This window comes from Bradyrhizobium embrapense, assembly GCF_001189235.2.
Lineage (GTDB): Bacteria > Pseudomonadota > Alphaproteobacteria > Rhizobiales > Xanthobacteraceae > Bradyrhizobium > Bradyrhizobium embrapense.
In genome coordinates this window covers 294087-307502 of sequence record NZ_LFIP02000002.1, presented here as the reverse complement: position 1 = coordinate 307502, position 13416 = coordinate 294087, and the positions used below count along the sequence as shown (strand labels likewise).

The window sequence follows — 13416 nt, the reverse complement described above, 5'->3', positions numbered from 1 at the left end:
AGGCTTGTCTGTCGACGATCGTCAGGATGATGGAACAGGCCATCGTTCGTCGCCGACCGGGCCCCGCGTCGCGCCGCCGCGCCAGACGCCGTCTCCGTTCGCCGTGCCTCCCAAGGCTCCGTCTCCCCCTCCTCCGCCGCAACGGAACGTGGCACCGCCGCCGCGCGCGTTCCGGTTCTCGCTCTGGTCCGTCATCATCTTCGTGCTGCTGTTGTCGAGCGTCGCCATCCAGGCCTATCGCGACCTGTCGAGGCCGGGCGCCTGGGACTTCTGGCGCGAGACCTACGTCGCGGCGAGCATGAATTCGGCGGTGATTCCCGATGTCGACATCGATGGGACGGGCCGCGGCCGGCGTGCGCTCGCGATCAGCGGCAAGATCGGCTCGGCCAGCGCGAGCTGGTTCCGCGACCGGCTGAGCGAGGCGCGTCTCGCCCCTGGCGACGCCGTGCTGCTGTCGTCGCAGGGCGGCGCGCTGAATCAGGCGGCGATCATGGGCGAGGTCATCCGCTCCCATGGGCTGGTCACTGCCGTCGCCACCGCAGACGCATCGGGCAAGCTCCGTCCGACGGCCTGCGCCAGCGCCTGCGTACTGGTCTTTGCCGGCGGCCAGACCCGCTATGGCATCGCGGGCTCGCGGCTCGGCGTGCATCGCTTCACGACCAGCGCACCGGTCAGCGATCCCCTCGCCGAGGCGCAACGCATCCAGGGCATGGTGCTGGGCTACATGACCAAGATGGGCGTCTCCTCCGGGATCGTGGAGGCGATGTCGCAGACCTCGGACATCCGCTGGCTGAGCCCGAAGGAAGCGCTCGCGCTGAACCTGATCACCAAGCCGGGCGATCGGCCCTAAAGCATGATCCGGAAAAGTGCGGAGCGGTTTTCCGAAGAGATCATGCTCAAATAGGCCGGCGCCGGCGTCATTAATCTGAATTATCAACCACGTCGGCAGCCGAGCGGCCACGTGCGGCGAAAAATGCCACCCGGAGCGGATTCTTTAGTCCCTCCCCCCACCGAATTCGGTTATGCAAGAACGCGGCAATCGACCCGCGTTCGCCTGCTTCTTGCGCGCCGACCGGTTTCGTTCAGCCGGAGAATGCCCGAACCGAACGACATCACGCCGTGATGCGGCCTTGCGCCCCAGCATGCGGCGAACCGACAAGAAGCGACGCGCGTGCAGCTCTATCTCCCGATCGCCGACATTCCGGTCAATGTCTTCCTCATCCTGGCGATGGGCGCGGCGGTTGGATTCGTCTCCGGCATGTTCGGGATCGGCGGCGGCTTCCTGATGACCCCGCTCTTGATCTTCGTCGGCATCGCGCCTGCGGTCGCGGTCGCCTCGGTTGCGAGCCACATCGCGGCCTCCTCGTTCTCCGGCGCGATCTCCTATTGGCGAAGACGCGCGATCGACCCGCTGCTGGCGGCGGTGCTTCTGGTCGGCGGCACGCTCGGCACCACGCTCGGGGTGTGGACCTTCACCTTCCTGCGCTCGCTCGGCCAACTCGACCTGATGATCGCGCTGTCCTACGTCATCCTGCTGACCACGGTCGGCGGCCTGATGTTCTGGGAAGGCCTGCGCGCGATGCTGCGGTCCCGGCGCGGCGGGGCGGTCACGCTGCGCAAGCCGGGCAGCCATGGCTGGATCCACGGCCTGCCCCTGAAGCTGCGCTTCAAGCGCTCCAAGATCTACCTCTCGGTCATCCCGGTCGTCGTGGTCGGGCTCGTGATCGGCTTCATTGGCGCGGTGATGGGCATCGGCGGCGGCTTCATCCTGGTGCCGCTGATGATCTATGTGCTGCGGGTGCCGACCTCGACCGTGATCGGCACCTCGATGGTGCTGACCCTCGTCACCATGGTGTTCGCCACCATGCTGCACGCGGTGACCAACCATCTGGTCGACGCCGTGCTGGCGCTGATCCTGATGATCGGCGGCGTCACCGGCGCGCAGTTCGGCGCCCGCGCCGGCCAGAAGATCCGCGGCGAGCATCTGCGCCTGTTGCTCGGCCTGCTTGTGCTCGCGGTCGGCATCCGCTTTGCCGTCGAGCTGGTGATCCGGCCGCAGGACCTGTTCAGCATCCGCGAAACCGGCGGAGCCCCGCCATGAGGTCGCGCGCGCCGCTTGCCATCGTGGGCCTTCTCGCTGCCAGCCTGGCGGCGGTCCCGGCGCATGCCGAGCGGCTGATCGTGTCGGTCTCCAACCACCGGGTCACGGTGACGCCGAATTATTCCGGCGGCGAGCTCGTGCTGTTCGGCTCGGTCGAGAAGGACGACAAGACGCCGTCCAATCGCAACAATTACGACCTCGTCGTCACGGTGTCCGGCCCGCGCGCCGACATGGTGACGCGGCGCAAGGAGCGCAAATTCGGCATCTGGATCAACACCGACTCCAGGCAGTTCCTGCAAGTGCCAGGCTATCTCGCGCTGTTCTCCAACCGCCCGTTCGACGAGATCGCCTCACCGGAGGTGCAGCGGCGGCAGCAGCTCGGGCTCAACAACGTGCTCTTGATGCAGCGGGTCGGGCCCGACTTCGCCGACGTGGTCCCGAACGATCCGTTCCGCAGCGCTTTCGTCCGCCTGCGCTCCGAACACGGGCTGTACCGCGAGGCGACCTCGGCGGTGACGTTCCTGACGCCCACTTTATTTCGCACCGGCATTCCACTGCCGGCGGAGGTGCCGATCGGCACCTACAATGTCGAGATCAAGCTGTTCTCCGACGGCGCGCTGGTGACCAAGACCGAGACCGCCTTCGAGATCGTCAAGGTCGGCTTCGAGCAGTTCGTCGCCACCACAGCGCGGCAGAACGGCCTGGTCTACGGCCTCGTCACCGCGTTCATGGCGCTGATGACCGGCTGGATGGCGTCGATCGTGTTCCGCAAGGATTGATCAGTCACGCCTCTGCTGCAACGCGCTCTCGAACGCATCGCTCAGGATCGAGAGACCAAGATCGATCTCGTCGTCGCTGATCGTGAGCGGCGGAGCGATGCGGAACACGCTGCCCATACCTGGCAATTGCACGATGTTGGTGCTCAGTCCTAGCGCCAGGCAGCGCTGCGATACACGCGTGCCCAGCGCTTCGTCGGGCTCCTTGCTGAAGCGGTCGCGCACGATCTCGATGCCCTGCATAAGCCCCCTGCCGCGCACGTCACCGATGCATTCGAACCGGTTCTGCAGCGCGAGGAGCCCGTCCCTCAGCCGCGCGCCGGCGATGCCGGCGCGCTCGACCAGTCGGTCGCGAAGGATGATCTCGATCACCTTCAGCCCGACCGCGGCCGGCATCGGGTCCGACACATGCGTCGTGTAGAACAGGAAGCCGCGTTCGTGACAGCGCTCCTCGATTTCCGCTGACGTGACGACCGCGGCCAGAGGCAGGCCGGCGCCGAGCGTCTTCGACAGGGTCAGGATGTCAGGCACGACACGATCGCGCTCGAACGCGAACATGGCGCCGGTTCGCCCGAGGCCGGTCTGCGCCTCGTCGACGATCAGCAGCATGCCGCGCGCGCGACACAGCTCCTTCAACGCGGCGAGATAGCCCTCCGGCAGGTCGATCAGCCCGCCGGAACTCAGGATCGGCTCGGCGATCATGCAGGCGAGCGAGCCGGTCGATTGGCGGTCGACGAGATCGAAGGCGTAGTCCAGCTCGGCCCGCCAATCGGCCGCATGGCCGAAGCGGGGGCGATAGAGGCTCGGCGTCGGGATCGCGAGCGAGCCGACCGGCGCGGGACCATGGCCCTTGCGGCCGGCCGAATAGGTCGTCCCGGCCGCACCCGACGTCATGCCGTGCCAGGACTGCGCGAACGCGACGGTCTCGAAGCCGCCGCTGGCGAGCTTGGCCATCTTGATGGCCGCCTCGTTCGACTCGGCCCCCGTGCTCAGCAGCATGACGCGATCGAGCCCCGGCGGCAAAAGCTCCGCGAGCTGTTCGGCGAGCGCGACGACCGGGCGCGTCAGCATTCCGCTGAACAGATGGTCGAGCCGTTCGGCATACTCCCCGATGGTCTTGACGATCTCCGGGTGGCCGTGGCCAAGCACGGCACTCATCTGCCCGGACGTGAAATCCAGGATGGCGCGGCCGTCGGCGTCATAGACGAAAGAGCCGGCGGCGCGCTCGATAATGACGGGAGCGAACGTCCCGCCATAGCGGATGAGGTGACGCCGCGCACGATCCCAAAAGGATTCGTCGTCGTTTCCAGCCATGCCCGTTCCCCTGCTGCTCGATCGCCCAGATGAGAGACCTTCGCAGCGCATCTTATGCGCGCGACACAGCAAGGACATTGCGATTTGAGATGCTTTTGATCCCATCTTCTGCGATCAATTGCGCAAAAGATGGAAAATGCGAAAGAAATGGGAACCGCGATCGTGATCGACGAGATGGACCGGAAGATCCTCGACGTGCTGCAGGTCGAGGGGCGCATCACCAATCTCGAGCTGGCCGAACGGATCGGCCTCTCGTCTGCCCCCTGCATGCGGCGCGTCCGGACCCTGGAAGAGACCGGCGTCATCAATTCCTATGTGGCTTTGGTGGACCCTGCGCGAATTGGACTTGGCTTCGACGTGATCGTCGAACTCCGCCTCAAGCAGCAGAACAGGGAATCCTTCGCGCGTTTCGAGAAGAAGGTCATCAACCTTCCGGAGGTCGTGGAGTGCTGCATGATTGCCGGCGACTGGGATTACGCGCTGCGCGTCGTGTCCTCAGATCTCGCAAGCTATCAATCGTTCATCCTCGACCGCCTGATGCATCCGGACACCGATATCGCGAGCTATCGCACGACCATCATCCTGCGCAAGGTCAAGTCGACGACGAAGATCGATAGCTCGCTGTTCTGATCGCAAGGGTCAAACGAGGATCAGACAAGCATCCCGACCGCCATCGCGATCACGCTGAGCGCCATCGCGCCGGTCGAGAGCCAGCCGAGCGAGTAGAGCCACCCGCCGATCACGAAACGGCCCATCACCTCCCTGTGACGCGCCATGACCATCAGCAGCACCATCACGGGCACGGCGAGCACGCCGTTGACCACCGCGCTCCAGTACAGCGCCGAGATCGGATCGATTGGGGTGAAATTCAGTGCGATGCCGATGCCACCCGACAGTCCCAGCACCGAATAGAATGCAACCGCCTCCTTCGGCTTACGCGCCAGCCCGACCGGCCATCGCCGGCCCTCGCCGACCGCGTAGGCGGTCGCTCCCGCAAGCACCGGGATCGCCAACAGGCCGGTGCCGACGATGCCGAGCGCGAAGATCACCTCGGCAAAGGGCCCGGCAATCGGGCGCAACGCTTCGGCGGCCTGCGCCGAGGTCTGGATATCGGTCTTGCCGGCGGTATGCAGCGTCGCGGCAGCGGTGACGATGATCGATAGCGCGATCACGTTGGAAAACGCCATGCCGGTGATGGTGTCGGCACGGATGCGGGAAAACTCCTTCCGCGCGCCGTCATGCTTGTTGATCAACGGATGCTTGGTGGCGTCGACCCGCTGCTCCTCCGCCTCCTGCGAGGCCTGCCAGAAGAACAGATAGGGCGAGATGGTCGTGCCGAAGATCGCCACGATGGTGGTGAAATAATCGGAGCTCCAGGTCAGGCGCGGAACGAACACGCCGGCCAGCGCCTCTGTCCATGACACTTTGGCAAAGCCGAGTGCCGCGACATAGGCGAACAGGCTGAGTGTCAGCCATTTCAGAACGGCGACATAGCGGTGATAGTTCATGAAGATCTGAGCGGCGACCGAGGTCACCCCGAACAGCACGACGTAGAGGATGGCCGGACCGCCGATCAGGAGCTTGGTCGCGTCCGCCATGGCCGACAGGTCGGCGGCGATGTTGACGGTGTTGGCGATGAACAGCAGCGTCACCACGATGATCAGCAGCCAGCCCGGATAGTGCTTGCAGACGTTGCCCGCGATACCATGGCCGGTGACGCGTCCAACCCGCGCGGAGATCTCCTGGATCGCGGTCATCAGCGGGAAGGTCAGCAGCATGGTCCAGCCGATACCGTAGCCGAGTTGCGCGCCGGCCTGGCTGTAGGTGCCGATACCCGACGGATCGTCGTCGGAGGCGCCGGTGATCAGGCCGGGGCCGAGCGACTTCGCAACGCGCTTGAAGCTGAACGGCTCGCGCCGCGGCTTGCCGGTCGACGCGCTGCGGGAATTGTCCTGCTCTCGCGAGATTTTCCTCTGCCGTGTCATGTCCTGATCCGACCGTCGCTACAACGGCGAGGACGCTGGCAGGGTTCCTAAAATGAAACCCGCGGCGCGCTCACGGTCGCGACGCGGGCGGCAGTTCGCTGACGGCGGCCACATGGCTGCCGTCAGCGATGCATGCTCATGCTGCTCTCGCCGTAGCTGGCGCTGCCGGGCGAGTCACCAGGTAAATGCCGAGCGCGACGGGAACGATCCCGAGCAGATCGCGAAATTCGACATGCTCGCCGAGCACGAGGTAGGCGAACAGCATGCCGAGCGGGGGCATCAGGAAGTGATAGGCGCTCGCGGCGGTCGCGCCACACACTTTCAGGAGATGAAACCAGAGCAGATAAGCGAGGATCGAACCGCCGAGCACGAGGAAGGCAAAGGCGCCGGCGAGCCGCATGCTCGGCACAATGTCACTGGCGCTGGAGAGCGTGAAGGCGAACGGCATCACCGCAAGGCCGCCGGCGATGTTCTGGATGCCGTTGCCGATCCACAGGCTGCCCTTCGGCGCCAGCAGCTTGAACAGGATGGTGCCGGCAATGATCGAGGCGAGCGAGGCCAATGTGAAGAGTATGCCGTGCGGGCTGTCGGTGCCGATCTTGAGGCGATGCCAGACGATGAAGGCGACACCGGCGATGCCGAGCACGAGACCAATCACCTTGCGCAACGTCATGGTCTCGCCGAGGAACAACGCCGCCAGCATGGCGGTGAAGACCGGATTGGCCGAGACGATCAGCGCGCCGAGGCCGGCCGACACCGTCTTCAGGCCGGTATAGCCGAGCCCGAGATAGAGCGCGTTGTTGGCGACGCCAATCACGGCGAACACTGCCGCATCGCGCCAGCTGAGGTCCCATTTGTCACTGCGCAGCCAGGAGATGCCGAGGATCAGGACGCCTGCGAGCGAGAATCGCGTGGCGAGCAGGATCAGCGGCGGGCAATCGGTGACGCCGATCTTGCCGGCGACGAAGGCATAGCTCCAGAGCAGGCAGAACAAGGCGATCAGCAGCGGCAGGGTGTTGAAGCGGGTACGGGGGACGGACATCGAGGTTGCGGCGGACATGGGCATTGCTCCTGGCGATTTTCGCCTCGCCCCGATCTAGGCTCGCGCCTTGATATTTGGAAATTAAATGATAGACTGGATTGCAGTGGATTTACGAATGGAGGCTGCGATGCTCGACCTGGAGCTCTTGCGCAGTTTCGTCTCGGTTGTCGATGCCGGCGGCTTCACCCGCGCCGGAGAGCGCGTCCACCGCACGCAATCGACGGTAAGCCAGCAGATCAAGCGCCTGGAGGAGGATGTCGGCCAGCCGCTGCTGATCCGCAGCGGCAAGGACGTCACCCCGACGGAGGCGGGCGAGCGGCTTTTGACCTATGCGCGGCGGCTGCTGTCGCTCGCCGAAGAAGCCCGCGACGTGCTCTCGCGCCCCGGCAGCGCAGGCGCGATCCGGATCGGCATCACCGAGGATTTTGCCGCCTACCGGCTGACGAGGTTGCTGGCGACCTTCTCGCGCAGCCATCCGAATCTGCGGCTCGATGTGCGCTCCGGCCAGAGCCTGTCCCTGTACCGCGATCTCGAGCGCGGCGATCTCGATCTCGCGCTGATCAAGCGCTCTGCCAGCGAGAAAGGCGGCATCGCGGTGTGGCCGGAACGCGTGCATTGGGTCACCAGCAAGAGCCATCCACGCGACACCGCGACCGGCTCGGTGCCGCTGATCGGCTTCGGCTCGGGCTGCCTCTACCGCGCCTTCGCCATTCATGCTCTGGAGCGCGCGGGCCGCAACTGGCACATGGCCTACACCTCCTCCAGCCTCGCCGGCATCCAGGCCGCGGTCGCCGCGGGCCTGGGCTTGAGCATCCTGTCCGAGATGTCGATCCAGGCCGAGCATCGCGTGCTGACGGCCAAGGACGGCTTTGCCCCGATCGAGCGCACTGAAGTCGCCCTCGTCGCTGCCCCCGAAGCCAGCCCCGCAACGCTGCGGCTTGCGGATCGGCTGGCGGAATATTGCGAGAGCGTGCAGGCGAAGGCGGCGTGAACTCACCGATCCGTCATTCCGGGGCTCGCGAAGCGAGAACCCGGAATCCATCGAGCCGCATCATTGATTGATGAATGGATTCCGGGTTCGTGCTGCGCACGCCCCGGAATGACGGAGAGAGCTCAATAACACCGCGACGCCGCGAAGGCGTGGACGCGATGGTCTCCGAGCACATGCGCCATGAAGCCGGGCGATCCGAAGATCCGCGCAAACGCCGCGTCGCGGATGCTGAGGCCCCCTGTGTAGGCGCCGAACGCCGGCATCACCGCGCGCTCGCCGTCGGAGGCGAAACAACGCCGCTCGATGGAGCGGCCGCGGGTCGGCACCCGTGCCTTGGGGTGAAGGTGACCGGCGATCTCGCCGGCAGCGCCGGTCGGCTCATGGCGGAACACGATCGGACCGATCGCGACCTCGGTCGCGACGACGCCGCCGAGATTGGGCGGCAGCGCCGGATCGTGGTTGCCCGCGATCCAGATCCAGTTGCGCCGCGTCTGCAGCGCCGCCAGCGCCTCGCGATCCGGCTCCGACAGGCGCGCATGCGCGTCGCGATCGTGAAAGCTGTCGCCGAGCGCGATCACCTGCCGCGGATCGTGCCGCGCGATCACAGCTGCGAGCCGGCTCAACGTCGCCACCGTGTCGTAGGGCGGCAGCAGCACGCCGCGGGCAGCGAAGCTCGAGCCCTTTTCGAGATGCAGGTCGGACACCACGAGCAGGCTCTGCTCTTCCCAGAACAGCGCGCCGGAGAAATCCGCCACGAAGCCGACGTCCGCCACCGTGACCCTCGCAACGCGCATGTCGTCACCGTCTCGCAAAGCTAGCGCGCCTGCCGTCACGTCCAGTTCCCCACACAGCCAGTATTACGTCGTCGCCTCCCGCACGAGTTCCTCGGCCGCTTCGGCCAGAAGCTCGTCGGATGCTTCGCCATAAACTGACTCGCGGCCGATTTCCAGCAGCGCGGGGACGGCAAGCGGAGAAACGTGGTCGAGATCCTTGTGGGTGATTCGGCCGTGGATGCGCGAAAGCATGTCGCTGAGACGGCGGAGATCAAGCAATCCCGTGGCGGCATCGCCGCGCGCGGCGCGCAGCAGCACGTGGTCGGCCTGGTGCTTGCGCAGCACGTCGTAGATCAGATCGGTCGAGAACAGCACCTGCCGGCGCGACTTCTCCTCGTCGGTGAAGCGGCGCGCGATCAGCCCGGAGATGATGGCGCAGTTGCGGAAGGTGCGCTTCATCAGCGCGGATTCCGCAAGCCATGCTTCGAGATCGTCGCCGAGCATGTCGGGGTCGAACAACGCGTTGAGATCGAGCTTGCCGTGCCGGATCATGAAGGAGAGATCGCCGACGCCCCAGACCGCGAGCGCATATTCATTGGCGACGAAGCCGAGCGGACGGGCGCGGGCACGCTCCAGCCGGCGCGTCAGCAGCATGCCGAGCGTCTGATGCGCAAGCCGGCCCTCGAAGGGATAGCAGACCAGATAGTGACTGCCGCCGCGCGGAAAGGTTTCCACCAAGAGCTCGCGCACCGCAGGTACCCGCGAGAATTTTCGCTGCAGCGACAGCCAGTCGTGCACCTGGTCCGGCAATCCGTTCCAGGCCCGGCTGTTGTCGAGCAGTTTCCGCACGCGTTCGGCGAGATAGGTCGACAGCGGGAACTTGCCGCCCATATAGGACGGCACTTTTGCATCCTTGTCATTGGCGCGGGAGACATAGACCTGGTCCTCGACCAAGGCCTCGTAGCGCACCACCTCGCCGCCAAAGACAAAAGTGTCGCCGGGCACCAGGCCCTCGATGAAAGCCTCCTCGATCTCGCCGAGCATCCGGCCGCCGCGGGCGATCGCGCCGGTCGAGCCGCGACCACCGGCGCGTGAGCGCACCAGCCGCACCTTCAGCATGGTGTCTTCCACGATGGTGCCGACGTTGAGGCGGTAGCTCTGCCGCACCTTGGGATTGCTGACGCGCCAACGGCCCTGCTTGTCCTGCTTGATCCGCGCAAAACGCTCATAGGTCTTCAGCGCGTAGCCGCCGGTCGCGACGAAGTCGACGACATCGTCGAAATCGGTCCGCGCCAGTGCCGCATAGGGCGCCGCGGTCCTCACCTCATCGTAGAGCTCGTCGGACAGGAACGGCTTGCCGCAGGCGCAGCCGAGCACGTGCTGGGCCAGCACGTCGAGCGCGCCCGAGCGCAGCGGCGGCGTGTCCTGCGCATTCTCGGCGATGGCGTCGATTGCGACACGGCATTCCAGCACCTCGAAGCGGTTGGCCGGCACCAGCACGGCGCGCGAGGCCTCGTCGAAGCGGTGGTTGGCGCGGCCGATCCGCTGCATCAGTCGCGACGAGCCTTTGGGCGCGCCGATGTTGATGACGAGGTCGACATCGCCCCAGTCGACGCCGAGATCCAGCGAGGAGGTGCAGACCACGCCGCGCAGTCGGCCGGCGGCCATCGCATCCTCGACCTTGCGGCGCTGCGCGACGTCGAGCGAGCCGTGATGCAGCGCGATCGCGAGCCCGTCGTCGTTCATGCGCCAGAGATCCTGGAACAGCATCTCGGCCTGGCTGCGGGTGTTGACGAACACCAGCGTGGTCTTGTTGCGCTTGATTAGCTCATAGACCTCGGGCAGCGCGTGGCGCGCGCTGTGGCCGGCCCACGGCAGCCGTTCCCGCGTATCGAGCATCTCAACCACCGGCGGCGCCGCGCCACCGGCCGTGACGACGTCGGCGGACGCGCTCGCGCCGCCCGGCTGCGGCACCAGGAAACGCGCGAGCTGCCCGGGTTCGGCGACCGTTGCCGAGAGCCCGATGGCGCGCGCCTGCGGCGCGACGGTCCAGAGCCGCGCAAGCCCGAGCGACAGCAGATCGCCCCGCTTGGAGGTGACGAGGGCATGCAGCTCGTCCAGCAAGATGCGCTTCAGCGACGAGAACAGATAGGGCGCGTCGTCCGATGCCAGCAGCAGCGCCAGCTGTTCCGGCGTGGTGAGCAGAATATCCGGCGGATAGCGCCGCTGCCGCTGCCGTCGCGACACCGGCGTGTCGCCGGTACGGGTCTCGATCCTGATCGGCAGCCCCATCTCGGCAACCGGCGTCTCCAGGTTGCGCGCAATGTCGACCGCGAGGGCCTTCAACGGCGAGATGTAGAGCGTATGCAACCCGCTGGAACGGCGAACCGAGCGGCCGGTGGAGATGACTTTTGGCCTCGGATCGACTGCGACAGCCGCCTCACTCGCTTGCCGGAGCGGTTTGCTACCGCCCGGTTCGCCCGCCAATTCCACCAGCGTCGGCAGGAACCCGGCCAGGGTCTTGCCTGCACCTGTCGGCGCAATCAGCAATGCGGAACGTTCCTCGCGGGCCTTGGCCAGCAGCGCGAGCTGGTGCTCGCGCGGCGACCAGCCGCGCGAAGCGAACCAGTCGCGAAACCGGCGCGGCAGGAGATCGGCCGTTTCCGACGGCGGGACGGAAAAGAGATCGAGCGTCGACACGCCCAAGAGGTAGGTGGTTCAGCGGGTTTCGTCGAGGGCGGGGCGGGGATGGCAGCAGGTGGCAGCGACTCTGCGGGCCGAGTCACCTCGCCCCGCCTGCGGGGAGAGGTCGGATCGCATCGCCAGACGCGATCCGGGTGAGGGGGTACAGGTCCATCCACGCGGCTCACTCGCGGAGAGAGCCCCTTACCCCAACCCTCTCCCCGTAACAACGGGGAGAGGGAGAAGAGAGAGCTTCCCCTACTCCGTCATCGGCTCGCCGGCCAGATCCCAGTCCTTGCCGTTGAAGATCGAGACATAGAGCGTCTTCATCGGGGTGTAGTCGTCGGGCGTGTAGCTGTAATTGATGCCGTCGAGGAAATAGGGCGAGTGGAAGCCGGCCAGCGTGGTGGCGTGCTTCAGCACGTTGGCGCGGGTCAGGTCGTCGCCGCAGCGGCGCAGGATTTCGCCCATCGTCGCCGCCTGGCCGTAGCCGGCAAAGGCGATGGTGTTGTCGGGGTCGATATTCGGCAAATACTTCTTGCGCAGCTCCTCGAACGCGGCCACGTCCGCGTCCTTTTCATAGCGCGGCACGCCGACTTCCTTGTTGTAGCGGATCGCGACGATGTCCTTGGCGTTCTCGAGTCCCGCGGCGCTCAGGATCGAGCGACCGGTCGATCCTGCCGATAGCAGCTGCAGCGGCTTCCAGCCGAGCTCGGCCACCTTGCGGATCGACTGCGACGTCGCCTTGCCTGTCGTGATGTTGTAGAACACGTCGGCGCCCGACTTCGACAGATTGATCAGCTGGGAATCGACCGTCGGATCGGTGAGATCGTAGGTCTGCTCCATGATCACCTGTGCCTTGCCGCCCGCGTCAGTCAGCACCTTCTTGAACGGGCCGAGGAAGTCGCGGCCGAAATCGTCGTTCTGGTAGAGGATGCCGATCCTGGCGTTCGGCTTCACGCTGACGACGTGCTTGGCGAGGATGCGGGCTTCGGTCGGATAGAGCGGCAGGCCCGCCATGGTCCATTTGTAGGTCTTCGGATCGTTCCATTTCGAGGCGCCGGTGTTGAGCAACAACTGCGGCACGCCCTTGGAGTTGAGGTATTTGTGCACGGCGGTTTGCGGCGCGGTGCCGAGCGAGCCATAGAGCGCCAGCACCTCCTCCTGCTCGACCAGGCGGCGCGTCGCCTCGACGCATTTCGGCGCGCTGTAGGCGTCGTCCATGGTGAGAAATTTCACCTTGCGGCCGTTGATGCCGCCCTTGTCGTTCAGCATCTGAAAGTATGCTTCGCCGACGCGGCCGAGCACGCCATAGAGCGAGCCGGGGCCGGAATGCGGCACGGTCTGGCCGAGCTTGATCTCGGTGTCGCTGGCACCCGGATCGTACTTCTTGTCGGCGGCCCGGACGAACGGCGCGGGCAGCACGGACGCTGCGATCACGGACAATGCGGTGGCGCCGAACTCGCGCCGCGTATGTTTCTTCATTGTTTCTCTCCCTGAGGCGAAAGCTCTCGCATCCCGCCCTGCGCCGGGCAAGCGCGAAGTCACGGCTTTGCGGCGCAATGCCGCGTCACGGCAAATGCGTAGCGTGTAGACTCAAGTTGGGAACGACGCGCATGACCATGCCCCCTCTCCCCCTGTGGGAGAGTGGCTTCGATGCGGAAGCATCGAAGCCGGGTGAGGGGTCTGTCTCCGCGGATAGAGACCCCTCATCCGGCGCGGATTGCATCCGCACCACCTTCTCCCACAAGG

Annotated in this window: 11 protein-coding genes; 5 read left to right on the top strand and 6 right to left on the bottom strand. The window is 65.8% G+C overall.

Features of this window, described 5'->3' with window-relative positions; all coding sequences use genetic code 11:
* The first annotated feature begins 4 nt into the window (after positions 1–4).
* The 3 genes from AKN83_RS08880 (at position 5) to AKN83_RS08870 (ending at position 2880) form a co-directional block, all read left to right on the top strand.
* Positions 5–850 carry a COG3904 family protein gene (locus tag AKN83_RS08880; RefSeq protein ID WP_050406308.1) on the top strand — a complete coding sequence of 282 codons (846 nt, stop codon included), beginning with the start codon at positions 5–7 and terminating at the stop codon, positions 848–850.
* A gap of 321 nt (positions 851–1171) precedes the next feature.
* Positions 1172–2101 (top strand): sulfite exporter TauE/SafE family protein, encoded by a 930-nt coding sequence (locus AKN83_RS08875; RefSeq protein WP_050406307.1) that lies wholly within the window; start codon positions 1172–1174, stop codon positions 2099–2101.
* Positions 2098–2880 carry a TIGR02186 family protein gene (locus AKN83_RS08870; RefSeq protein WP_050406306.1) on the top strand — a complete coding sequence of 261 codons (783 nt, stop codon included), beginning with the start codon at positions 2098–2100 and terminating at the stop codon, positions 2878–2880. Before AKN83_RS08875 ends, AKN83_RS08870 begins: the two co-directional genes overlap by 4 nt.
* Here AKN83_RS08870 and AKN83_RS08865 read toward each other — a convergent pair whose 3' ends face one another.
* Entirely contained in the window at positions 2881–4191 is a 1311-nt protein-coding gene (locus AKN83_RS08865; RefSeq protein WP_050406305.1) for an aspartate aminotransferase family protein, read from the bottom strand.
* A gap of 147 nt (positions 4192–4338) precedes the next feature.
* On the opposite strand from AKN83_RS08865, the gene AKN83_RS08860 reads away from it, so the two are divergent.
* Entirely contained in the window at positions 4339–4821 is a 483-nt protein-coding gene (locus AKN83_RS08860; RefSeq protein ID WP_050406304.1) for an Lrp/AsnC family transcriptional regulator, read from the top strand.
* A gap of 20 nt (positions 4822–4841) precedes the next feature.
* On the opposite strand, the gene AKN83_RS08855 is transcribed toward AKN83_RS08860, so the two are convergent.
* On the bottom strand, positions 4842–6176 hold the full coding sequence (locus tag AKN83_RS08855) for an NRAMP family divalent metal transporter (protein ID WP_050406303.1): 1335 nt from the start codon (positions 6174–6176) through the stop codon (positions 4842–4844).
* Positions 6177–6312: 136 nt separating this feature from the next.
* Positions 6313–7236: a DMT family transporter gene (locus AKN83_RS08850; RefSeq protein WP_050406302.1), complete on the bottom strand. Its 924-nt coding sequence runs from the start codon at positions 7234–7236 to the stop codon at positions 6313–6315.
* Between the two features lie 109 nt (positions 7237–7345).
* Between AKN83_RS08850 and AKN83_RS08845 the strand changes: the two genes are divergently transcribed.
* Entirely contained in the window at positions 7346–8209 is an 864-nt protein-coding gene (locus AKN83_RS08845) for a LysR family transcriptional regulator (protein WP_050406357.1), read from the top strand.
* A gap of 122 nt (positions 8210–8331) precedes the next feature.
* On the opposite strand, the gene pdeM is transcribed toward AKN83_RS08845, so the two are convergent.
* From pdeM to AKN83_RS08830, 3 genes are all read right to left on the bottom strand, one after another.
* On the bottom strand, positions 8332–9003 hold the full coding sequence (pdeM, locus tag AKN83_RS08840) for a ligase-associated DNA damage response endonuclease PdeM (RefSeq protein ID WP_050406301.1): 672 nt from the start codon (positions 9001–9003) through the stop codon (positions 8332–8334).
* Between the two features lie 63 nt (positions 9004–9066).
* Positions 9067–11682, bottom strand: coding sequence for a ligase-associated DNA damage response DEXH box helicase (locus AKN83_RS08835; protein WP_050406356.1), 2616 nt, complete (start codon positions 11680–11682; stop codon positions 9067–9069).
* Between the two features lie 240 nt (positions 11683–11922).
* Positions 11923–13149, bottom strand: a complete 1227-nt coding sequence (locus AKN83_RS08830; protein WP_050406300.1) for an ABC transporter substrate-binding protein — start codon at positions 13147–13149, stop codon at positions 11923–11925.
* Positions 13150–13416: the final 267 nt, after the last annotated feature.

Excerpts from the sequence above, each read along its gene's own strand:
- AKN83_RS08870 (WP_050406306.1), top strand. The coding sequence starts at position 2,098 with ATGAGGTCGCGCGCGCCGCTTGCCATCGTGGGCCTTCTCGCTGCCAGC.
- AKN83_RS08845 (WP_050406357.1), top strand. The coding sequence starts at position 7,346 with ATGCTCGACCTGGAGCTCTTGCGCAGTTTCGTCTCGGTTGTCGATGCC.
- pdeM (WP_050406301.1), bottom strand. The coding sequence starts at position 9,003 with ATGCGCGTTGCGAGGGTCACGGTGGCGGACGTCGGCTTCGTGGCGGAT.
- AKN83_RS08850 (WP_050406302.1), bottom strand. The coding sequence starts at position 7,236 with ATGTCCGCCGCAACCTCGATGTCCGTCCCCCGTACCCGCTTCAACACC.
- AKN83_RS08860 (WP_050406304.1), top strand. The coding sequence starts at position 4,339 with ATGGGAACCGCGATCGTGATCGACGAGATGGACCGGAAGATCCTCGAC.
- AKN83_RS08855 (WP_050406303.1), bottom strand. The coding sequence starts at position 6,176 with ATGACACGGCAGAGGAAAATCTCGCGAGAGCAGGACAATTCCCGCAGC.
- AKN83_RS08865 (WP_050406305.1), bottom strand. The coding sequence starts at position 4,191 with ATGGCTGGAAACGACGACGAATCCTTTTGGGATCGTGCGCGGCGTCAC.
- AKN83_RS08830 (WP_050406300.1), bottom strand. The coding sequence starts at position 13,149 with ATGAAGAAACATACGCGGCGCGAGTTCGGCGCCACCGCATTGTCCGTG.